This window comes from Lysinibacillus sp. UBA5990 (assembly GCF_002429815.1).
Classification (GTDB): Bacteria; Bacillota; Bacilli; order Bacillales_A; family Planococcaceae; genus Lysinibacillus; species Lysinibacillus fusiformis.
The window spans coordinates 59,437-81,327 of record NZ_DJAY01000016.1 but is presented as its reverse complement, the minus strand read 5'-3'; the positions used below and the strand labels follow the sequence as shown (position 1 = coordinate 81,327).

At 35.5% G+C, this 21,891-nt stretch carries 23 protein-coding genes; 1 reads left to right on the top strand and 22 read right to left on the bottom strand.

Translation table 11 applies throughout. The annotated features are described in order from the left end of the window. Window positions 1-211 precede the first annotated feature (211 nt). Window positions 212-460, bottom strand: a complete 249-nt coding sequence (locus tag B3D94_RS22210) for an IDEAL domain-containing protein (protein ID WP_291760930.1) — start codon at window positions 458-460, stop codon at window positions 212-214. A gap of 226 nt (window positions 461-686) precedes the next feature. Between B3D94_RS22210 and B3D94_RS22205 the strand changes: the two genes are divergently transcribed. Beyond that, window positions 687-1,196: a competence protein ComK gene (locus B3D94_RS22205; RefSeq protein WP_193830984.1), complete on the top strand. Its 510-nt coding sequence runs from the start codon at window positions 687-689 to the stop codon at window positions 1,194-1,196. A 39-nt stretch (window positions 1,197-1,235) separates the two neighbouring features. On the opposite strand, the gene prfB is transcribed toward B3D94_RS22205, so the two are convergent. From prfB to B3D94_RS22100, 21 genes are all read right to left on the bottom strand, one after another. After that, window positions 1,236-2,340 (bottom strand): peptide chain release factor 2 gene (prfB, locus tag B3D94_RS22200; protein ID WP_372427840.1). Its coding sequence is split into 2 segments (ribosomal slippage): window positions 1,236-2,264 and window positions 2,266-2,340, totalling 1,104 coding nucleotides; the frame shifts between segments, so codons are not numbered across the junction. 101 nt (window positions 2,341-2,441) lie between these two features. After that, window positions 2,442-2,975 (bottom strand): competence protein ComK, encoded by a 534-nt coding sequence (locus tag B3D94_RS22195; protein WP_069480110.1) that lies wholly within the window; start codon window positions 2,973-2,975, stop codon window positions 2,442-2,444. A 361-nt stretch (window positions 2,976-3,336) separates the two neighbouring features. Beyond that, window positions 3,337-5,847, bottom strand: coding sequence for a preprotein translocase subunit SecA (gene secA, locus B3D94_RS22190; protein WP_069480109.1), 2,511 nt, complete (start codon window positions 5,845-5,847; stop codon window positions 3,337-3,339). Between the two features lie 140 nt (window positions 5,848-5,987). Continuing rightward, window positions 5,988-6,539: a ribosome hibernation-promoting factor, HPF/YfiA family gene (gene hpf / locus B3D94_RS22185; RefSeq protein ID WP_012292915.1), complete on the bottom strand. Its 552-nt coding sequence runs from the start codon at window positions 6,537-6,539 to the stop codon at window positions 5,988-5,990. Window positions 6,540-6,638: 99 nt separating this feature from the next. Then, window positions 6,639-7,019 carry a PilZ domain-containing protein gene (locus tag B3D94_RS22180; RefSeq protein WP_069480108.1) on the bottom strand — a complete coding sequence of 127 codons (381 nt, stop codon included), beginning with the start codon at window positions 7,017-7,019 and terminating at the stop codon, window positions 6,639-6,641. A 191-nt stretch (window positions 7,020-7,210) separates the two neighbouring features. After that, on the bottom strand, window positions 7,211-7,621 hold the full coding sequence (fliS, locus tag B3D94_RS22175; protein WP_069480107.1) for a flagellar export chaperone FliS: 411 nt from the start codon (window positions 7,619-7,621) through the stop codon (window positions 7,211-7,213). A 39-nt stretch (window positions 7,622-7,660) separates the two neighbouring features. After that, window positions 7,661-7,792, bottom strand: a complete 132-nt coding sequence (locus B3D94_RS22170) for a hypothetical protein (protein WP_291760919.1) — start codon at window positions 7,790-7,792, stop codon at window positions 7,661-7,663. Window positions 7,793-7,824: 32 nt separating this feature from the next. Then, window positions 7,825-8,178, bottom strand: coding sequence for a flagellar assembly protein FliT (locus tag B3D94_RS22165; protein WP_069480106.1), 354 nt, complete (start codon window positions 8,176-8,178; stop codon window positions 7,825-7,827). Between the two features lie 32 nt (window positions 8,179-8,210). After that, on the bottom strand, window positions 8,211-10,637 hold the full coding sequence (gene fliD / locus B3D94_RS22160; RefSeq protein ID WP_291760916.1) for a flagellar filament capping protein FliD: 2,427 nt from the start codon (window positions 10,635-10,637) through the stop codon (window positions 8,211-8,213). A 23-nt stretch (window positions 10,638-10,660) separates the two neighbouring features. Then, a complete protein-coding gene (locus B3D94_RS22155) occupies window positions 10,661-11,032 on the bottom strand; it encodes a flagellar protein FlaG (RefSeq protein WP_069480104.1) in 372 nt (123 codons plus the stop codon). A 339-nt stretch (window positions 11,033-11,371) separates the two neighbouring features. Next, window positions 11,372-12,520 carry a UDP-4-amino-4,6-dideoxy-N-acetyl-beta-L-altrosamine transaminase gene (gene pseC, locus B3D94_RS22150; RefSeq protein WP_291760912.1) on the bottom strand — a complete coding sequence of 383 codons (1,149 nt, stop codon included), beginning with the start codon at window positions 12,518-12,520 and terminating at the stop codon, window positions 11,372-11,374. An 11-nt stretch (window positions 12,521-12,531) separates the two neighbouring features. Next, complete coding sequence (gene pseI / locus B3D94_RS22145; protein ID WP_069480102.1) at window positions 12,532-13,578, bottom strand: pseudaminic acid synthase; 1,047 nt, start codon at window positions 13,576-13,578, stop codon at window positions 12,532-12,534. After that, window positions 13,575-14,555 carry a UDP-2,4-diacetamido-2,4,6-trideoxy-beta-L-altropyranose hydrolase gene (gene pseG, locus B3D94_RS22140; RefSeq protein ID WP_069480101.1) on the bottom strand — a complete coding sequence of 327 codons (981 nt, stop codon included), beginning with the start codon at window positions 14,553-14,555 and terminating at the stop codon, window positions 13,575-13,577. Before pseG ends, pseI begins: the two co-directional genes overlap by 4 nt. Beyond that, window positions 14,556-15,278 carry a cytidylyltransferase domain-containing protein gene (locus tag B3D94_RS22135; protein ID WP_069483242.1) on the bottom strand — a complete coding sequence of 241 codons (723 nt, stop codon included), beginning with the start codon at window positions 15,276-15,278 and terminating at the stop codon, window positions 14,556-14,558. Between the two features lie 34 nt (window positions 15,279-15,312). Continuing rightward, window positions 15,313-16,038: an SDR family NAD(P)-dependent oxidoreductase gene (locus B3D94_RS22130; protein ID WP_069480100.1), complete on the bottom strand. Its 726-nt coding sequence runs from the start codon at window positions 16,036-16,038 to the stop codon at window positions 15,313-15,315. Then, window positions 16,035-17,282 (bottom strand): ANL family adenylate-forming protein, encoded by a 1,248-nt coding sequence (locus B3D94_RS22125; RefSeq protein ID WP_069480099.1) that lies wholly within the window; start codon window positions 17,280-17,282, stop codon window positions 16,035-16,037. Before B3D94_RS22125 ends, B3D94_RS22130 begins: the two co-directional genes overlap by 4 nt. 1 nt (window position 17,283) lies before the next feature. Then, a complete protein-coding gene (locus tag B3D94_RS22120) occupies window positions 17,284-17,508 on the bottom strand; it encodes a phosphopantetheine-binding protein (RefSeq protein WP_291760905.1) in 225 nt (74 codons plus the stop codon). 25 nt (window positions 17,509-17,533) lie between these two features. After that, window positions 17,534-18,070 carry a UDP-4-amino-4,6-dideoxy-N-acetyl-beta-L-altrosamine N-acetyltransferase gene (gene pseH / locus B3D94_RS22115; protein WP_069480098.1) on the bottom strand — a complete coding sequence of 179 codons (537 nt, stop codon included), beginning with the start codon at window positions 18,068-18,070 and terminating at the stop codon, window positions 17,534-17,536. A 140-nt stretch (window positions 18,071-18,210) separates the two neighbouring features. Next, window positions 18,211-19,566, bottom strand: a complete 1,356-nt coding sequence (locus B3D94_RS22110; protein ID WP_069480097.1) for a sugar phosphate nucleotidyltransferase — start codon at window positions 19,564-19,566, stop codon at window positions 18,211-18,213. A gap of 18 nt (window positions 19,567-19,584) precedes the next feature. Next, on the bottom strand, window positions 19,585-20,757 hold the full coding sequence (locus B3D94_RS22105; RefSeq protein ID WP_069480096.1) for a glycosyltransferase: 1,173 nt from the start codon (window positions 20,755-20,757) through the stop codon (window positions 19,585-19,587). Between the two features lie 3 nt (window positions 20,758-20,760). Further along, window positions 20,761-21,885: a glycosyltransferase gene (locus B3D94_RS22100; protein WP_291760900.1), complete on the bottom strand. Its 1,125-nt coding sequence runs from the start codon at window positions 21,883-21,885 to the stop codon at window positions 20,761-20,763. Window positions 21,886-21,891 lie beyond the last annotated feature (6 nt).

Below are 21,891 nucleotides of genomic sequence, written 5' to 3'. Positions count from 1 at the left end.
ATGAATACTCAACCTCTACTCTCATAATAGCCGTTTCGACAGGTTTTCAAGCTATATCTATTAATGAGACGTCAATTGTAGAATGATAGTCGCCACTTGTCTTTTCTCATTTTTAGAGCAACATTTTTCATAAATAAAGTGCATAGTACATCCACTCTATCGTTCCCAAAAACAAAAATTCCGCTCTCCATAGTCGAGGAGAGCGGAATTATTAGTATGATTCATCTTCTGTTTGCTGCAAGGAATTGAGTTCGGTTGCGTATTGATAAAATGCGTTTTCATCTTTTTCATCGAGCGCCCTATCTAATAGAACGATGAGCTGCTCTTGTCGATGCATACGCTGGATACGATTTAAAAATAAATCTAAATAAATCTCGTTTAATAATTTCTCTGCCTCATCAACTTTTTTTGACTGACCAACGGCTTTTAGAAAATCTGTGTACGAATAATATTTATCCAACGATCTCACCCCGATCCTTTTCTAAATTATATGAAAATTGAAATTAAAAAGCAATGCTTACGATTTGAAAATAACTTGGGTTAACTAGTAAACTCTAAAAGTTTAAAGCAAACTCTCTAAGCATTTCATTCATTTATCAACCTTGTTTCGTTACTTTGTATATTTTTTGAAATTCATATTATGTACTACACTACGGTTATTAAAAGAAAAGGGAGGCATTTTCAATATGACTACTAAATTTGTAAATGGTTATTTAATTTCCTTTAACACTTACTTGCTACAACCAGTTCAGCATGATACTAAAGTTTTCACTCATGTTATTGACAAACATAATGAGCTAATTGTTACTCGGAAGCCGATGCATGTACTGAGAAAATCTTGTATTTCATTAGGCTCCACCTATGAAGCAGCAAAGCAATCTGCTAAACGCTTTTTTGGTAATCAACATAAGCTACCAATCGTTGTGGCCTTTGATTATGGTTTTCCTTGCATCTTTCTACCAACCTATTCACCGAATTCCATCCATAATATATGGATAGGGCTCCATGCGATTATCAATATTACGCCGAGCGAAACAGGATGTGTTGTCACATTAAAAAACGATAAAAAGATTGAGCTACCTATTCAATATGCTTCTATTAGTAAACAGTTTGTGAATGCATCTATGCTCTATAAACATTACATGAATGAACGAAAACAACTTAGTCAAGACTCACCCTATCATCCACCCTTTTAACTAAAAAAAATCCCCCAAGAGCAACTCTTGGGGGATGGATTAGTTAATTTTTGAACGTAAGTAAGCATTAATAAATGGATCTAAATCGCCGTCCATTACCGCTCCGACATTCCCTGTTTCTTCATTCGTACGGTGATCTTTTACCATTGAGTATGGATGGAATACATACGAGCGAATTTGTGAGCCCCAGCCAATGTCCTTTTGTTCACCACGGATCTCATCAAGCTGTGCCTGTTGCTTCTCTAACTCTAATTGATATAATTTCCCTTTTAACATGGCCATCGCTTTTTCACGGTTTTTAATTTGTGAACGTTCTGCTTGGCATTGTACAACCGTACCAGTCGGGATGTGTGTAATACGAACAGCTGAATCTGTTGTATTGATATGCTGACCACCCGCACCTGTCGCACGATACGTATCAATTTTCAGATCCTCTGTACGAATATCAATTTCAATATTTTCGTCAAATTCTGGCATGACATCGCAAGAAACGAAAGAAGTATGACGACGGCCTGATGAATCAAACGGTGAAATACGCACTAGGCGATGGACACCTTTTTCGGCCTGTAAATAACCAAAAGCATTATGACCTTTAATCGAAATGGTAACAGATTTAATGCCTGCTTCATCACCAGGAAGATAATCCATTGTTTCCACTTTAAAGCCACGCTTCTCAGCCCATCGTGTATACATACGTAGTAGCATAGAACCCCAGTCCTGTGACTCTGTTCCGCCTGCTCCTGGATGCAACTCTAAAATAGCATTATTCTGATCGTATGGACCGCTCAATAATAATTGTAGCTCAAAATCAGCCATTTTTTGTTGAAATTCCGCCAGCTCTTTCCCTAACTCTTCCTGCAATTCTTCATCTGGTTCTTCACGTAAAAGCTCCAGTGTCATATCTAAATTCTCATGTACTTCTTCTAAATCTTTATATTCATTAACAATTGCTTTTAAACCATTGCCCTCATTAATGATCACTTGTGCACCTTGTTGATCATCCCAGAACCCTGGCTCTAGCATCATTTCATCTAGCTCTTGTATACGTGCCTCTTTGTTTTCTAAGTCAAAGAGACCCCCTGAAGTCCACCAATTTTTTGGCTGTAGTGTCTAACACATTGCGTACATCTGCTAATTCAATCATTGTAAAATCCTCCGAACGTTAGTAATGGAGACTATTGTGAAAGCTCCGTATCTGTTTATTATAACGTTTTTACAGAGGAAAACATACATAAAAACACGATCCTACGTCTCGTCCTCAAGCATATCAAGTGCAAAACGTTGAAATAATTTCACACGATCATATTGAACAAGTAAATGCTTCGTTCTTCTCTCTAATCTATATTTTAATAAAAATGCCCGCTGAATACGATACTCTATCGTTTTGACACTAACATCTACAATAATTTCCTGACCATTCGTAAAGATTATCTTTGTGCTCTTTTTATCCACAGAGATATACTCATCAATATGATGGACTGCAAACCATATACATTCCGGATGTAGAGGCGATTTGCTTGGAAACCATAAAATATTACCACGCTCATCCACAACGATTGGATTTTTATTAAGTTTCCCTAAAATCATTTTCGATCCATCGAAAGCCCCTCTTAAGCTAGAACCATAATAACGAAGATTATAGTCCATTAACTTCGTTGGTGGTAATTTAGAAATATATTCGTTCCTTTTTTCCATCACCCGAGTACATAAATTTCCAAAGGAATCATACACAGGCATATACAGCATAGTTTCACTACTCATAATATCCTTTTTATGCATCCTTATTCCCCCTTTATGCACTTATGTTTTCAGCTTAAATAAAAAAGGAATATACCAAGGTCCGTACATTCCCGCTTTTTTCTACAAGTCGAAATTGCTTGGAAAACTTTATTTCTCCCCACATTTCTCACACCTCAGCTTCTCAAAATCTTTCGTCACTTAATCCTTAGTACTCCATCACACCTAATAATTTAGGATAATAATAGAAGATTTCTCTAAAACTAAATTCCTATTATTACAGCTATTGTATACCCATATTTTACTATTGTCTATAAATTATGACTTTTATGACAATAATTTATTTTTTTATACAAAAAAAGATCATTTCAACATACAGTTAAAATGATCTTTCCCATTTATATTATTGAGCTGCACCATGACAGTTTTTAAACTTCTTACCGCTTCCACACGGACATAAATCATTACGTCCAATATTTTCAGCTTTACGAACAGGTTGCTTTTTTGGAGCAGGACCGCCTTCTTCTTTCGGATTAACTGCCTGACCTTTCGCCACCTCTTCACGCTCAAGATTGCTGCGAATTTCAGCCTTCATCGCATACTTCGCAACATCCTCGCGAATGGAAGCGACCATATCTTCGAACATCGCAAAACCTTCTTGTTGATATTCACGTAGCGGGTCATTTTGACCATATGCTCGCAGATGGATACCTTGACGAAGTTGATCCATAGCATCAATATGATCGATCCATTTTGTATCAATAGAACGTAATAAAATAACTTTTTCAAACTCACGCATACGCTCTGGAGTAAGCTCAGCTTCTTTTTCATCATATCGAGCATGGACAGCTTCTGAAATCAATTGGTTAATGTCTTCAGCAGATTTGCCTTGGAAATCGGCTACTTTTAGTTGACCTTCTTCTAGCAAATTAGCAGCCACAAAGTCATCAATAGCCTTTAGATTCCAATCTTTTTGCTCACCTTGTGTATATAGTCCAACAACATTGTCGATTGTCTCTTGAATCATCGACTCCACAAGCACGCGCATATTTTCTGTTTCTAGAACATCATAACGCTCTTTATAAATAATCTCACGTTGCTGACGGAGAACATCATCATATTGTAATAAACGCTTACGAGCATCAAAGTTATTACCTTCAACACGTTTCTGCGCTGATTCTACAGCTCTCGACACAACCTTTGATTGCAATGGTTGTGTATCGTCCATACCTAAACGCATCATCATAGACTTCATATTATCTGAACCGAAACGACGCATTAAATCATCTTCTAATGATAGATAGAATTGTGTCACCCCTGGATTCCCTTGACGACCAGAACGTCCACGTAGCTGGTTATCAATACGACGGGATTCATGTCGCTCAGTACCAATTACCGCTAACCCGCCAATTTCCAATACACCTTCACCAGGTTTAATGTCGGTACCACGACCTGCCATGTTTGTAGCAATCGTTACAGCACCCTTTGAACCAGCATTAGCAATAATTTCTGCTTCGCGTTCATGGTTTTTCGCATTCAGTACATTATGAGGGATTTTATGTTTATCAAGCAATTGCGAAATAATTTCCGATGTTTCAATCGCAACCGTACCAACAAGCACAGGTTGTCCTGCCTTATGGCGCTCTGCAATATCAGCCGCCACTGCTTTATATTTTCCTTCCATAGAAGCAAAAATTAAATCTGGACGGTCATCACGAGCAATTGGCTTATTCGTAGGAATCGCAATTACGCTCATATTGTAAATATTGCGGAACTCTTCTTCCTCTGTTTTCGCTGTACCTGTCATACCCGCAAGCTTTTGGTACATACGGAAATAGTTTTGGAACGTAATGGTAGCCATTGTCATTGATTCATTTTGAATCTCAACGCCTTCTTTAGCTTCAATAGCTTGATGAAGGCCATCCGAATATCGGCGCCCTTTCATTAAACGACCTGTAAAGCCGTCAACAATCACAATTTCGCCCTCTTGGACAACATAATCAACATCATTATGCATGCTCACATGTGCCTTTAACGATTGGTTAATGGCATGATTTAAGCGGACATGTGTTAAATCAAATAAGTTGTCAATGCCAAATGCTTTTTCAGCCTTTTCAACACCAGCATCCGTTAATGTAACACCTTTTGTTGACTCTTCATATGTGTAATCTGTTTCTGCACTTAACATACGTACAAACGCATTAGACTGTTTGTACAACTGTGCTGATTTCCCAGCCTGACCCGAAATAATTAATGGCGTACGCGCCTCATCAATTAAAATCGAGTCAACCTCATCGATGACAGCATAGTGAAGTGGACGTTGAACACGTTCTTCTTTATAAAGAACCATATTGTCACGTAAATAGTCAAACCCTAATTCATTGTTTGTACTATAAGTGATATCCGCTTCATAGGCCGCACGCTTCTCTTCTTTTGATAGGCTGTTTAAATTCAAACCTACTGTAAGACCTAGGAAATTGTACAGCTGTCCCATCTCGGCAGCGTCACGGCTAGCCAAATATTCATTGACTGTGACAACATGCACGCCTTTACCAGTAATCGCGTTTAAATAAACCGCCATCGTAGCTGTTAACGTTTTACCTTCACCCGTTTTCATCTCAGAAATGTTACCTTCATCAAGTGAAGCTGCCCCCATAATTTGAACACGGAATGGGTACATCTCTAACACACGTTTCGACGCTTCGCGACAAACAGCAAAAGCCTCCGCACGAATCGATTCTAAATTCTCTCCATCAGCAAAACGCTTTTTAAACTCTTCTGTTTTCGCTTGTAATTGTTCATCTGAAAGCTGTTCCATTTGAGAAGCGAATCCCTCAACTTGGTCAGCAATTTTTTCTAATTTTTTTAACTCACGTTTATTGAAATCAAATAATTTATTTAATAGGTTTGCCATGAATGTTTTTCACTTCCTATATAGATTCAACTTTCATTTTACCATTGTGTAACAGTTTCATGCAAACAGTCACCCTACTTGCATAAGAAAGCCATACAAAAAGGCTCTCGCCATCGCGAGAGCCTTTGTCATCATGAAGTTTAAGTTGTTTCAATTAAGCCATATTTTCCGTCTTTACGTTTATACACAATATTAGTGCCGTTTGATTCAGCATCTGTAAAGACATAGAAATCATGTCCTAACATATTCATTTGTAATACAGCCTCTTCCTGATCCATCGGTTTTAAATCAAATTGCTTTGTACGTACAATGGAGTATTCTTCTTCATCCAAAGTCGTATCAGCGACTGCTTGAGTAGTAGCAAAATAAAGGCCTGCCCCTTCACGCTCACGGAATTTACGGTTTACTTTTGTTTTATGCTTACGAATCTGACGCTCTAATTTATCAACAATTAGATCAACCGCAGCATACATGTCATTATGACGCTCCTCAGCACGAAGAGTTAAGTTCTTCATTGGAATTGTGACTTCCACTTTTGTTTGCTTGTCATTATAAACCTTTAAATTTACGTTAGCATTGGCGTTAACATCTTCGTTAAAATAACGCTCAACTTTTTCGATTTTATTCTCAACATACTCTCGAATAGCTGGAGTTACCTCAATATTTTCACCACGAATGTTAAAGTTTAACATGTAAACTCCTCCTTTATAACTGCTATACTATCTATTTCTACACAAGTGTGTGAAATTCCTCTAAAATAATTCTTTATTTTACAAAAAACTTTTATAAAATTAATATTGGCTTTGCTTTTTCGCCTCTGCCGCTTCCTTTTTACGTCGTAGCTTTAATTCATCTACAATCAACTCTTCAACTCGTCCTTGATCATTAAAATAAACGCCGTATTGCTTACCACTACCAAATGGACGACTCCAAATCACTTCACCATAAGCCCGCACCTCTTGTGTATCAAGCACAAAATGGATATCCAATGGTGGAGGATTCACACCTAAATCCACTTCCGTATACATCTTTAACCCACGCGGACTAATATCCAGCAATTCAGCCATAGCCGTCTGCCCATAATTAACTCTCCCATTTTCGTAAACAGCAAAAGTAATTTGAACAGGCTCCTCAAATTTAAATCGGAAACCTTCTTGACGCTTAAAAATCATATTCCCACCCCAGTATATTGTTAAACATTTATATTGCTTTGATTATGACACGATGCCCATCTTACAGCTAGGGGAATAAGTAACATATTTTACCGTTGAACAGCCTAATTTATGACTATTTAGTGATAATTTTTAGCGGATGATTGTCTTAAAGAAAAGAGACCATCTTGGTGGATGGTCTCTAATAGTGTCTAAATTTGTCCGCTGTTTCCCTGACCAAATTGCTGTTGTCGATTAATGCGAATAACTTCCTTCCACGTATCGCGGAATTCCGTCACTAATCCTTCTACTTCTTCAATAATGGCTACATCATTTTGAATATTCGCTTCGACTAAACGATGATTCATATATTCGTAAAGAGGTAGCATTTGCTTAGAAATCTCTAAATCCATATTGAGTGTAGACATAAGCTCGGCAATGATTGCCTGCGCCTTTTGAAGATTTGTATTTTTTTCTTGGACATTTTTCTCTTGAATAGCTTGTTTCGCCTTATTCAAGAATTTTAAACATCCATTATATAGCATTAAAGTCAGCTCGCCAGGAGAAGCAGTCGTCACACTATTTTGTTTGTACGCATTTTGTGCTGTTAAATTTGCTGCCAATAAAGGACAACTCCTTTGAAAGGTTACTTATTTACTAGTTTAAACCATTTTATGAAGAAAAGCTATTTGATCATTTACGCCGAGGCGTAAATGTGTCGGGATTTTGAATTGTACAATCGACAATTCACTCCTTTTAAAATCCTTGACATTCGTTGGAGCTTGATCTTCCATTCAGCTTCCACCAAGCTGAATGAAGTTAAATGTTAGTTCTTTTTGTCATAATACATGCCATCCATCACACGAACATTCGCATAGGGATTGAAGTATTGCTCTTCACTTTTTTTCGTTTTTTGTAGGTTTGCCATATCCTTCTTTACAGCTTCCATGACAACAGCTAATCGTTGTTTAATACCATTATCTAATTCGAGTAGGGTATTATGAACACGATTTTGAGCATCGAACTTAAAGTTCTCTTCCTGCAAGCGTTTAATAAAAATTCCACGTTTATCCAACATTGCATTAATGTTTTCAATGTAGCTATCACGTTCTTCTGGGATTTCCCCTAAAAGTTTATATAGATTAGCAGAAACCTGCAGTAGTTGTTCTATTGATTGCATATAATTCTCCTACTCTAGCTTTATTAAAAGCCTTATGCTCCTAATCCTTGCATGAACATACTTGATTGCGAATTTGCTTTATTTATCGCTTGTTCCATGGCTGTGAATTGCTTCCAGTAGCGAGCTTCAATATCTTTAAGTTTTTCTTGCCAAGTATCTATACGTTTATTTGTATCTACTATGTTTTTACCGATTGAGTAGGTTTGCTCTGTAGCTGAAGCACGTCCCGCTTTTTTCTCTATATCAATCTTTAAACCATCCATAGCACTACGTAATTTTTGTAAGTAACCTCGGGTATCTGCTTCTTTAGTAGTAATGTTTCCATCTTTATCAGTTACTGTAATTGTATCTTTTTGTTTACCGTCTAGATTTGAGAATAATGCTGCTACTGCATCTGGATCTTCTTCAAGTGCCTTTTGTAGTTTCTTTTCGTCAATTTCTAATTGACCACCATCATTATAATTCTTAGTTGTCGTAATTCCTATATTAAAGAGTGTATTAAATTTTGGATTTGAAACGGATGGATTTGCTTCGTAAACCAATGCTCGCATACTAGCAAGTCCACTTCTTAAAATTGTATCGCCACGTAGTAAACCACTTTTCGCCTTTTCTTCCCAAAGCTTTATCTCGTTTTCTGACATATCTTTTCTTTGTTCATCCGTTAAAGGTGCAAAGGAACGATATTTAGTTTCTTTTGTTTGTTCGCTCAAATCTTTAATTAAGCCATTGTAAGTAGTAACAAACTCTTTAATCTTATTCATCATTTCATCAACGTTGGTAGTAGATGTAATGGTAACTGGAGAAACTGTCGATGGATCAGCAGTTATCTGTGGGGGGGTCGTATCATTTGCAATATGATTTTGATAAGCTGCCTCAAAATCGGCTTCATTCCCTTTAAAAATGTTCTCTTTATATAATTGCTTATAGCTTGCTTCTGCATTGTCATTTCTCGTTTGAGCCGCTTTTAATGCCGTCTCTGCTTGTTTAAATTCATTATGTGCTGTTGTTAATTTAATTTGCGCATCAGCTGCTGCCGATAGATTCTCAATTTCGTCCCCACTTAAATCTTGTAAAGCCTTAAGTGTTCCTTTATCTAATGACTTTAACTTATCTTTTAAAGGGCCCTCAGGTAAATCAGCAAATGGATCTTCTACTGTTAAATCCCGACCTGTAAGTGCAGTTGCAATATCTGCACCTAAACCTGAAAGTCCTTTTAAAACTTGCTTATCCAAAACATTAAATGTTTTTTCTAATTTTGCAACATCAGATATTGCATTAAAATCTGCCTCTGGTAACTCGGAAATTTCTTTTAAATCACCAATGTTCATTTTGCCTAGTGCTTCTTTTAAAGCTGGCGTAAAACCATCTGCTTCAGAGAGATTTGCAATTGCGGTCCTTGCAGCTGCTTCATCTGTAAAATCTATAGTAGCAAGTTTTGTAACCTGACTGTAATCTAACTCGGCTAAGACAGGTCTAGTTTCTAAGGTAAGATTAGAGTAAATTACTTTCTGGGCACCTGTTAAACTATCTAAGAATTTAGCTCTAGCTGCATCATTACTAGTTTGGGCGCTTTCATAAGCACTTTTTTTAGTATTAAAAGCTGAATCTTTTGTGATCAAATCATCTGCAGCATTTTTTCTTTCGTTAAATGACAACGTTAACAGAGAATTTATCGTACCACCAGCGTTAAATGTCTCTTTTAACGTAACATTGTAGCCAGAAATATTGAATGTGTTTGAAGCACGTTCAGTAGCAATACCGTTCACTTGGAAAATTGCATTCTTTCCACCTTGCGCTAAATCACCAGAAGTTTGTCCAATAAGCGACGTAAATCCAAGCTTACCAAAAACATCTGCTCCAGCAGTGACTTGGACCTCGGCCCCATTTTTATTATCACCTGTATTTTTTGCAGTAATAGATAGGCGACCGTTTTCAAATAATGCACTTACACCCGCATTACTATCATTAATTTTTTCCACAAACTTCGAGATTGTCATAGATTCATCAATAACAATTTCAGTACCCTCTGTTGGCATCGTTCCGTCTGGTTTTATAGCGTTGAGCTTTATTACACCGCTACTGATGCCAAGTTCACTTAACTTCGTATCGGCAGTAGCATTTTTTTGATCACCAAGGCCTCGCGCTGCAGCTGCAAGTTGTGACACACCTTCAAGTACAAGCGTACCAGAAGCACTGGATGTTGCTGTAGCAGAAGCATATGTGCTGTTAGAAACTGCAGCTGTTTTTGATTTCATACTTTTTAAAATTAAATTGTCCGCAATATACTTATCAAATGTTTGAAGTTTCGTATTAATTCCTCGATACGCATCTCGTTGCCATTCATACATCGTTTTTTTCTGTTGTAATTTGATAAGAGGTGATTTTTCAGCTTGCATTAACTTTGCTACTAAAGCATCAATATCCATTCCTGAAGCTAAACCGCCAATTCTGTTTACCATATCTTGTTCCTCCTAATTATCCCTTAAATTTTTTCGTCTACAATCATACCTAAAAGTTTTTGCATTTCATAAAATGCATCTAATAGTTTTCTAGGTGGTATTTCTTTCACGACTTCTTCTGTTTGTGCATCTACCATTTGTACGAAATAACGATCTAAGCCATCATGTAGTACAAATTTCGAAGAACTATGATTTATTAGCAAAAATTCGTTCACTGTTTCTATAGCTTGTTGTAATTTTTCTTTTGAAATTTCTTGCTCTTCTGGTGCAACATTTTGTTTTTCAACTTTTTGCTTAGTGACAGTAGGCTCTGTTTTAACTTCTAAGTTTGCCACCCTCGTATTATTTGAAGCATTAGGTGTCTCTATTGTTTGCCCTTGCGTTGCAATACGCATCCTATCCAACCTCCTAAACATTTCATGTACTTATGTGTATTATCGGAAACATTTTAGGAAGTTTCACTTTTAAAGAAAAAGGAATTTAAATTATGTATTATTAGAAATTGGAAAATATGAACTATACATAAACACTACAAAAAGCGACAATTCGTTTACGAAAAACAGAAAAGTCGCTTTCATATAATTAAACTACTCGTGATGAATTAATGCTTAAAGATATGGGTCTATGATAATTAATATTATGATATATCCATCTACTTTGTTTTAAATTACATCACATTTTTTGTAATAAATGGACTGTTTAGTTCCTTCATCAAGGAACTACTTTGCTATAAATTATTTATTCAAAGTACTTTTTAATATTTCAATCACATTATTTACATCTGATTTTTCCATACTAGGGAATATCGGTAATGTTAAAGCACCTTCATACCAACTCTCTGCTACATTACATATTCCTTTAGAGAACCCTAGTTGTTCGTAATAAGGATGCCAGTAAACAGGAATATAATGCACATGGACACCAATATTACATGTTCGCATTTCATTAAATATTTCTTTTCGAGTTTTATTTAGTACGGCTTGGTCCAGCTGAATTATGTACAAATGCCATCCTGAATTTGTTCCATCTAACTGTTTTGGTAATATTACACCAGGAAATTGATCTAAAGCCTCCTGATAAATATCAGCTATTTCACGGCGAATATTAATAAATTTATCTATTTTCTTTATTTGAGATAACCCTAACGCTGCTTGTATATCTGTCATACGATAATTGAAACCAAGTTCCGTCATTTCATAGTACCAATCACCTTGTTCAACTGCATAAGGAGTCTTAGATATTCCATGACTACGGAAAAGCTTTAATTTTTCATAATATTCTTCAGAATCAGTAGTGATTACTCCACCTTCTGCAGTGGTAATAGGTTTCACTGGATGAAAACTAAACATCGTCATATGTGCTTGTGAACCAATTTTACGACCTTTATAGCTGGCACCAAATGAGTGGGCGCCGTCTTCTATTACAATAAGTTTATGTTCCTCTGCAATAGTCATTATTTCGTCTAAGTTTACTGGTTGCCCAGTAAAATCCACGGGTATAATAGCCTTTGTCTTGGAGGTAATGTTCTTCTTAATTTCCTCAGGATCAATATTATAAGTTTGTGAGTCTATATCTGCAAATACAGGTGTTCCACCGCAATACAAAATTGCATTCGATGTCGAAGCAAAAGTTATTGGCGTTGTAATGACTTCATCACCTGCCCCAATTCCTGCAGCATAACAAGCGCCATGTAAGGCAGCCGTGCCGTTTGAAAAGGCTACTGCATACTTTGCACCTACGTAATCTGCTACTGATTGTTCAAATTCCTCAACTTTAGGTCCTTGCGTTAGAAAAGGCGATCGTAATGTTTCTACAACAGCCTCAATGTCAGCTTCATCAATCGACTGTTTTCCATATGATAAAAATGTTGAGCGCTTATTCATGTTATCAGTCCTCATAGTAGTATATCAAATGTTAAAGGTGTCCCTTTTAGTATATCTATTTTTACGTTCTTACCAACTACCATCTCTAAATATTTCGGTGCTAGTCCATGCCCTGGTCGTACGACTCGAACATTTTCTTTCGTTAATATATCACCCGCTTTTAAATCTTTTCCTATATAGAGTGACCTGCGGTATTCAAGAGATGGTTTTTCCACACTTGTAGGTCCGTAGGTAACTTTGCCTAAACTCCTCCAGGCTCGTTCCGTCTCTTCAACTAGCATTCTTAGTTCATATGGCTCTAAAGAGAATGTTGAATCTACACCACCATCAGCACGCGCAATCGTAAAATGCTTTTCAATTACTGTAGCACCTAGTGTAACTGCAGAAACTGCTACACCAATACCCATTGTATGATCAGATAAACCTATCTCTGTCCCAAATAATTCTTTCATATGTGGGATCGTAGAAATATTTGAATTTTCTGGTGTCGCAGGGTATGTACTTGTACATTTCAATAAAATAATTTGCTCGTTCCCTTGAGATTTAACTGCTTGTACTGCCTCATCTAATTCTGCAATCGATGCCATCCCAGTTGAGATAATAATAGGCTTACCTGTTGCTGCTACTTTTTTTATCAAAGGAATATCTACATTTTCAAATGAAGCGATTTTATAAGCAGGCACGTTTAAAGTTTCTAAAAATTCTACTGCCGTTTCATCAAAAGGTGAACTGAAAGCAACTATCCCATGTTCCTTACAGCGATTAAAAATAGCTTCATGCCAATCCCAAGGCGTATATGCTTCCTTATATAAATTATAGAGAGATTGTCCTTTCCACAGGTTTGTGTCATTTTCGATTAAAAAATCACCTGTATGAATATCCAAAGTCATTGTATCTGGTGTATATGTCTGTAATTTCACTGCATCTGCTCCAGCCTCAGCTGCTAAATCTACTATTTTTAAAGCACGCTCGAGTGACTGATTATGATTACCTGACATTTCTGCAATAATAAACGGCTTTTCCGAAAGTCCTATCTTTTTATCACCTATTTGAATCATTTCGTTACCTCCAAAATTGCGTCCAACCAAGATTTCGCCCCTCCTGATTGCTCCGTTAACTTTAATCCGGCTTTGCGCATGTTTATCAATAATTCTTTTTTATCTTTTAAGGATCTAAGTAGATCTTTATATGTATCCACAGTTACTTGTTCATGCCACCCTAAGTTCCATATTACGCCTAACTTTTCTGCAGTTTCAGTTGAAATACGTTGATTTTCTGCAACAATCGTACTTGATGAAGGTAAACCAACAAAGCAGCGCTCCCAAGTAGCACTACCGCCAGCTCCAATAGAAAAATCTGCTTTCGCCATTAAAGAAGCCAAATAATCTATTTGGCAGTGAAAATGATAGCCTTCCTTCATGCAAATACCTTCAATTTTAGTTTTATGAGGATTACTATTACCAACAACAACATCTACATATGAGAAACTTTGATGTTGCGTTAATGCATTTATAATTTTCAATGTTTCACTCGTTGGATCACTACCACCCATGAAAATAAGAATGCGGTTCACTCCACCTGTTTTGTATGAAAGATTTTTTCTTTCTCGGATAAATTCTTCTCTCATCATTAAAAATCTCGGTCCTAATAATTTTTCACAATGTACTGGAACCAAATCATCATAACGATGCTCAAAATTTGGAACTACATTCTGATCCAATAATAGATCACAGTCATGTTTACGGTTGGCCAAATCATCAATAACTACAATTTTTTTTACGAATGGTCGAATTTTTCTTTCCCACTTAATATCAATATCATAATGATCGATAATACAAATATCCGTATTTTCCATTTCAGTAATAATTGAGAAACCTTTAGATTGTACAAACTCTCGCATATCTCCTACAAGCTCTTTCATCCAAAAGGTTACTTCATGACCGTTTTTTCTAAGCTCTATTGCAATAGTTAAACATCGCATCACATGTCCACTACCAATTTTGGCAGAAGCATCTGTACGAATTATAAAGTTCATTTAAATCACCGGCTTTTGTTCAATATGTACATTAAGTTTTGCCACTTCAGGTGTATGCTTTAAGTAATCAATTACGTCTACACTTGAAACAAGTAAATCATCAAAATGGTCTGCTAACGCTCGAATGAGCTCATAGTCCGAATCTGTATCTAAAGTAATACGAAATTCAGGTGCTTGGAGATTTTCTGGCACTTTAAATGTAATTCCTTCAAATTGATTCTTGAATTCATAAGCATAGTACGTCACATGTTCACGATGACGCTGTTCTAGCCCAATCTCTTTTATTTTCAACAGTGACGCATAAGAGATTAATTCAACAGCTAGACCACGAGGTAACTCACCATCTAATAACACAATATCTTTGCGCCCTTTTTCCATTAAAGCAATCATTTCAGAGGCCATTTCATAGTCTACAAATGGACAATCGGACGTCACACGCATTACATAATCAGGTTCATATTCATTCGCACAATCTACAAAACGAGATAATACGTCGTTCTCTGAACCCCTGAAGCATTTTACATCACGCTCTAGACACCAAGCTACAATCGCGTCATCTTTGGATGATAGAGTAGTTGCAACAACGACTTCTTGGACACCTTTAATTTGCAAACAGCGCTTTGTTACATAAGTCAGCACATCCGTATCCCCGAGCGGTTTTAAAATCTTACCTGGAAGTCGACTTGACCCCATTCTTGCTTGAATAATAACAATTGTTTTCAAATAATCACACCCTACATTTACATAGAAATCTCTATTATATTGTTCCATTATCAACATGAACAACTGTACCTGTAATCGACTTTGCTTGATCAGAAAGTAAGAAAAGCACTGTACTAGCTACACTTGATATATCCGTTTCCTTTTTCAAAGATGTTCTTTGGTAAATACGTGCTTTTTGGTCTTCTGTCAATGCTGTACTCATACTTGTTTCCATAAAACCTGGTACAACACAGTTTGAACGGATTCCTTTGCTACCCCATTCTCTAGCAGTATTTTTAGAAAATGCTTCCATCGCTCCCTTAGATGCTGCATACATGCTCAACCCTTTATATCCCGTATGAGCACTGATAGAGGATATATGCACGATAGAGCCCTGCGTTTTATGCAATAACATATCTCTAATTGCATACTTCGATAGGTGCATAGCTGCAAATACATTCACTTGAAACATTGTCTGCAATTGTTGAACATTTAGGTTAGAAACAATATCGTCATATGCCATTGCTGAATTATTAACGAGTCCGTAAATCGGACCTATTTTACGAATCTTTTCCATATATAATGGCTTTATACCATCCACATCGGTTAAATCATAAGAAAGTGGTTTGAAACGGTCTGGGTATTTTGCTAACAGCTCGCCAGCAGCATCTTCACTTGAACGGCTAATGCCAATAACACCAAATTCTGTTTCAGCTAGTATTTGATGAACAATTTCCCTGCCGACTCCTCTTGAATCACCAGACACAATAATCCATTTCATTTTCTGACCTTCTTTCCCGTTCTTGTACTAGGAAGTTCATCTACAAATCTAATAATGCGTGGAACTTTCCACTCTTGTAAATGTATAGATGCATATTGTTTTATTTCTTTTTTCAACTCTTTTTCATCTATTTCCTGATTTTTGATAACGTCTGCGACAAGTAGCTCACCCGTAACACTATTCTTTTTAGACTTCACTAGAATATCGATAACACCTGGAACTTGCATCAGTATATTCTCTACTTCGAGTGGATTCACTTTGTAGCCTCCTACATTAATCATATCCGACTGACGTGATTGGAATTTAAAATGTGTTTCATCAACCCATTCAACAAGGTCTCCTGTGTGAAACCATTTACTATCCAGTGATAGAGACTCTGAATGTCCAAGTAAAGAATGATGTATACATAATTCCTGTTGTGCTGTAATTTTCACCCATTGTTGATGCTCTGGCTTAATTTCAAAAGTATCTCTTTGTGCTGTAAATAAACTACCTGCCTCAGTCGATGCATATATATTAATCATCTTAGCATTTGGAAAAACAGCTTTTAACTTACCTTCTAAAAGTAAATCAAATTTTTCACCACCAAATGTCACTCTTTTGACCATTGAAAACGTATTTCCTTGTACATAAGGGAGAACATTTCTATAAAAAGTTGCTGTAGATGAAATATGAGTTATTTGATATTCCTCAATTAATGCTGGTATCTTCTTCATTGATTCACCAAACATATAAATTAATGTGTTTTGATTGAGAAATGCTTGAAAAAACACTTGCAACCCAGCCATGTGAGTTGGGTTATAAGCAAAAGCCCAAACATCATTTTCAAATTTTGTATGTTTTTTTACGTTTCTTGTGAGAGTATGGAAAGTATGACTCATCTTCTTAGGACGCCCTGTCGTACCAGATGTATAAAGAGTTAATTGCCATTTTTCTATTTTTTTTATTTGTTTCATGACATCATCCAGCTTTTGAAAATGGAAGCGTTCTTTCATTTTTGTCGTCAAGGTTAACGCATTCACATTAATACCCAATTCACTTATCTCTTTTTCAGAAAAATCACCATCTAACACTTCAATTGGATAGTCAAAAAGCAAACTGTGAACAATCGCTAAGAAAACCTCATATGGATGATTGTCCTTCACATATAAATAAGGTGTTTCATATACCTTATTATTTAAATCAAATAGCAATTTCTTATAGGTATAAGTAGTCTCATTATGTATTAAAAAAACATTTTCCATATTATTTGCCTTCTATTTTAACAATGATTTCACCAATTGTTTGAACGATGCCGTCCTCGAAAATGTCTACATCAAATTCATCTTCAATCCGTACTGTTAATTCTGCTAACATTAAAGAGTCTAGTTGTAAATTTTCTCTTAAATCCATAGAAGCTTCTAAAGAATCAATTGATTCAAATCCTGCTTCTTCTCGCATTTCATTAATAATTAATAATAATTTATCCATTTATTTATTCTCCAATTCTATATTTTTACTCTTCAAATTCACATACATACTTTTGGAATTTATTAAGTTTTAACCAATCGTCTTTTAAAAGCTCCAATAAATTCAAATCAAAGTAAGAACCATTTTTTAAAATATGATCTTTATACACGCCAACCACTCTATAACCATGCATTATATTCAACTTCATAACATTATGATTTCCTTCTAGCACTTCTGCAGTGATTTTATGAAAGTCGAAACTTGAAAATATATAATTATAAAAGTATGGAGGTATAATTCCTCCATATAAGCGATACTTTTCTTCGCCAATATAAAAGCCCCAGCTCGTTCTTTTATTCTCAAAATCTATATTATTTAAAGAAATTACGCCTATTGGATTTTCCTTTATTTCTATAATCCAATAAACATTATTTTTTGAATTTGAAATCCGTCTAAACCATGCTCTCTGTTTATCCATGTCTTTTTCAATATCGGTGTTCATGAATTTAGTGACATCTTCCTGTGTTCTCCATTCCAGAACTTGTTGAAGATGCTCTTCTCTAAGCTTAATAAAGCGAATCATTTAGAACCTCCATCAGAAATTAGTAATCTCTAAAAAATATTCTATACTATTTATCGGATATATTATCTAACATTGTATTTCTAGTTCCATAATAACAAAAAATACGACTTTCACGTATTGTATGAAAGCCGAATTTTTTGCTATTTTATTGTTTCAAGTATCTCCAACCAATCATTAGAAAGTCTTGTTATATCTTCTTCTACTATATGATCACCTATTTGTACTTCAATCAATTCTGTATCTGTGAGCGCATACAGAGAATGTTTCGATCCTAACGGAATGCTTAGTACATCGCCATGTGAAACCATTCTTGTTTCTCCATCTTGAACAAAAATTGAGTCCCCTGATATAATTGTCCACACTTCAGATCGATGGTTATGGAATTGATAGCTTAAGTTTTTACCAGCCTCAACACAAAGCCTTTTCGTTAGAACCTCGCGCCCATCTTTTCTTGTAACATCAAGCACTCGATACCATCCCCACCGCCGTTCCTCGTACATCGGTCTTGAAAATAAACCATCATGGAGCATATCTTTCATTCGTGAACTAGCTGGCTTATCTGTTACTAAAATACCGTCCGCGCTAACTGCAACTACTGCATTGGAAATCCCAAGTACTTTAACAGGCAAATCAAGCTCATTTACGACATGTGTATTATGGCTATCCTCACTTAACCCACCATTTCCTATAACCTGTTGGGACATCTCTTCCGTTAACGTATTCCATGTTCCTAAATCTTTCCAATAACCGTCATAGGTTAAAGCAGTTATTTTAGTTAGGTTTTCTACTATTTCATAATCAAAGCTATTTTTCGTCAATCTTGAAAAATGATCTAGTAATTCTTCATATGAATTAGAAAATCCATCTTTGCTAAGTTTATTTAATAGTAACTTTAAAGGGAAAGCAAATACACCACTATTCCAATAAGCACCTTTACCTATTAATACTTCCGCAGCTTCTTCAGATGGCTTTTCAACAAAACGGGCAACTTGCATGTATTCTGTATATTGCTTTGGTATTAAATAGCCATATTTAGAGGAGGGGTAAGTAGGTTTTATCCCTAATAAGCCAATATCAGCATTGGTTGTCATCACAAGCTGTTCAAGTTTCTTCACTTGCTGATAAAAAGCGACATCGACAAAAGCATCCACTGAAACGACCCCAACAACCTCATCTTCCTTCATCCCTAAAATCGAATAAAGGTACGTACATGCTAGTGCGATTGCTGGATATGTGTCACGTCTTTCCGGTTCTACGACAATTGGAATATCACCTAACTGATTGCGTAACATATCTACTTGCGCAGCATTCGTTGCCACAATCATATCTTCAACAGCAACAACCTTGGACAATTGACGATACACACGTTGCACCATCGACTCTAATTCGCCAGTTTGCTCGTTATGTAACACTTTAAGAAACTGCTTTGCACGCGAATCATTAGATAGTGGCCACAGTCTTGTACCAGATCCACCTGAAAGTAGAATTAACTTCACTATTTTCACCACATTTCTTTAATCTGTACTATATGATAGTAATACTGGTCTTAACTCACGCAAAGTAAATCTAAAAAGTGATTTATCTGTTTCACTATTTTCAAGTAGTGTCATATTATGCTTAACATCTAAATACTCTGAATATAGTAACAAAGCTTGTTCCATATTATTAATTGCTTGTTCTTTATTGCCATACATTGCGTAAATAACACCTGAATTATTCAACGCTGCCCCATGGGTTACATCTGCAACAAGTATTTTTTCATATTCATCCAACGCTTCATCGAATCGTTTATCTTCAATATAAATAATAGATTTCAGAAAACAATAGCTATTATAATGCGGTGAATCTTCTAAAATCCGAGTATTCTCTAAAAGCTCTTCGCATTGCTTCCAATGCTTATAACGAATTAAAAATAAAGCAAAATCTAAACTGTTTTTCTCCATTGTATAACTACGTTTATAAAGCTTTTCTTTAATATAATCCAAACCATATTGATCCATTATTAGCTTTTCTGCATTATGTGAAGTACTCATACTAGAAGTAGTATTATTTGAATGACGTCTTATAAAAGAAAGAGGTCTATCAATATATTCAATTGAATAATCCCTATCTAATAGACGCACCCATAAATCAACATCTTCTACATACTTAATCTGCGTATTAAAACCATTCAATTCATTTAATTGTTTTTTATTCACTAATACACCTGAAGGAGAAATAATAGGATTTCTTATCAAAATATCGCAAAAACCTTCCGTTCCGCTTAATCGCTTACCTCTTAGTTGCGAGGAAATCACTTGAGAATGTTCGTTAATTTGATAATAAGCAGTATAAATTGCTGAAATATCTTCTGTAGCTTCATTTATTTTAGCTAGATAAGTTTCAACTAGATCTTCTGAACATTCATCATCAGCATCTAAAAATAATATCCAGTTACCTGTTGCCACATGAATGCCATTATTTCTTGCTGTTGAAGCTCCAGTATTTTTTTGTGTATGCAAAACTATATTCGGTTCGTCATTTTGAATCTTTCGAACTACTTTACAGGTTTGATCGACACTGCCATCATCGATAATAATAATTTCATTCACATGTACAGTTTGCTTCAGTATGCTTTGAATAGCTTTTTCTATATATAATTCTGCATTAAATGTTGGTATTACAGCTGAAATTTTAATATCATTCACTTGTCAATCCTCCATATAAGGAGATATGAAATGCTCATTCTCAATATAGTTTTGATTTTTTAAAATTGTGGCAATTGTTTCATAGGCATGAAAAGGAGAAATCAGTATATAAATATTATCCTTATCGTATAAACTAGCTGGACTAAATACTTCTTTATCCATAACTAAACAGTTTTGTTTTCGTTCGTCGCTGTCAATAAAGCCTAGAAAATTCAAACCTTTATCTTTTAACGCATGATAGACACTTTGTCCTGCTTCTCCTGCACCCCAAATATAATACCTTTTTGCATGTTGGTTTTGTATAAATCGCATACACTTCTTACTATCTACAAGATTGTAAAAATAAGTGTTTTCTATGTACTTATTATAAGAATAACTAATCGGTCGCTGTCCATTCTCCATAGCGATTTTGTTAAAAAAACCATATAAATCTTGTAGGTAATCCTCATGATTATTTAAATCACCAAGTTTTCCCCAAGCATTACTTCCATGTTTACGATAATAAGTTAATGAATCACTAATAGTTAAAATATTTGATTGCAGAGCAGCGACTAGCATAAGTCGAGTATCAACGCACATATAAGAAAAATCATCTTCATCTAAAGGAAGTACTTTTTCTAAAAATCTCCGTCTGAATGCTAACGCACTCGTCATAGAAAACAAATGATAGATACTCTCTGTTTCATAAATATATTCTTTATAATTTTTAACTTTTTTTAGTACTGGTACAACCTTGTGTAGAAGATTATTATCTTCATCCACTTCTTCGAGAAGATGTTGAATAACTTCAATATGTGGACTTTCTTTAAATAGGTTAATAGTTTTTTCTACTTTATCATTCTTAAAGAAATCATCACTGTCTAATAAGAAAATAATATCACCAGTAGATTCTTCAAATGCTTTATTAACTGCATTCATTTGATTCAAATTATGGCCTTTACCATAATTATTATTAGAAATTACTTTTATGTTGTTAAATTTTGATAAAATTTCTAATGAATTATCCGTTGAACCATCATCATAAACGATTATTTCAATATCTGAATAGGATTGGTCTATAACTGATTGTATACATTCAGTCAAATAAGGGGCATAATTATAGTTGTTTATTAGAACCGATACTAACATAGTTAC

Excerpts from the sequence above, each read along its gene's own strand:
- B3D94_RS22205 (WP_193830984.1), top strand. The coding sequence starts at position 687 with ATGACTACTAAATTTGTAAATGGTTATTTAATTTCCTTTAACACTTAC.
- B3D94_RS22195 (WP_069480110.1), bottom strand. The coding sequence starts at position 2,975 with ATGCATAAAAAGGATATTATGAGTAGTGAAACTATGCTGTATATGCCT.
- secA (WP_069480109.1), bottom strand. The coding sequence starts at position 5,847 with ATGGCAAACCTATTAAATAAATTATTTGATTTCAATAAACGTGAGTTA.
- hpf (WP_012292915.1), bottom strand. The coding sequence starts at position 6,539 with ATGTTAAACTTTAACATTCGTGGTGAAAATATTGAGGTAACTCCAGCT.
- B3D94_RS22180 (WP_069480108.1), bottom strand. The coding sequence starts at position 7,019 with ATGATTTTTAAGCGTCAAGAAGGTTTCCGATTTAAATTTGAGGAGCCT.
- B3D94_RS22170 (WP_291760919.1), bottom strand. The coding sequence starts at position 7,792 with ATGGAAGATCAAGCTCCAACGAATGTCAAGGATTTTAAAAGGAGTGAA.
- B3D94_RS22165 (WP_069480106.1), bottom strand. The coding sequence starts at position 8,178 with ATGCAATCAATAGAACAACTACTGCAGGTTTCTGCTAATCTATATAAA.
- fliD (WP_291760916.1), bottom strand. The coding sequence starts at position 10,637 with ATGGTAAACAGAATTGGCGGTTTAGCTTCAGGAATGGATATTGATGCT.
- B3D94_RS22155 (WP_069480104.1), bottom strand. The coding sequence starts at position 11,032 with ATGCGTATTGCAACGCAAGGGCAAACAATAGAGACACCTAATGCTTCA.
- pseC (WP_291760912.1), bottom strand. The coding sequence starts at position 12,520 with ATGAATAAGCGCTCAACATTTTTATCATATGGAAAACAGTCGATTGAT.
- pseI (WP_069480102.1), bottom strand. The coding sequence starts at position 13,578 with ATGATTCAAATAGGTGATAAAAAGATAGGACTTTCGGAAAAGCCGTTT.
- pseG (WP_069480101.1), bottom strand. The coding sequence starts at position 14,555 with ATGAACTTTATAATTCGTACAGATGCTTCTGCCAAAATTGGTAGTGGA.
- B3D94_RS22130 (WP_069480100.1), bottom strand. The coding sequence starts at position 16,038 with ATGAAATGGATTATTGTGTCTGGTGATTCAAGAGGAGTCGGCAGGGAA.
- B3D94_RS22125 (WP_069480099.1), bottom strand. The coding sequence starts at position 17,282 with ATGGAAAATGTTTTTTTAATACATAATGAGACTACTTATACCTATAAG.
- B3D94_RS22120 (WP_291760905.1), bottom strand. The coding sequence starts at position 17,508 with ATGGATAAATTATTATTAATTATTAATGAAATGCGAGAAGAAGCAGGA.
- pseH (WP_069480098.1), bottom strand. The coding sequence starts at position 18,070 with ATGATTCGCTTTATTAAGCTTAGAGAAGAGCATCTTCAACAAGTTCTG.
- B3D94_RS22100 (WP_291760900.1), bottom strand. The coding sequence starts at position 21,885 with ATGTTAGTATCGGTTCTAATAAACAACTATAATTATGCCCCTTATTTG.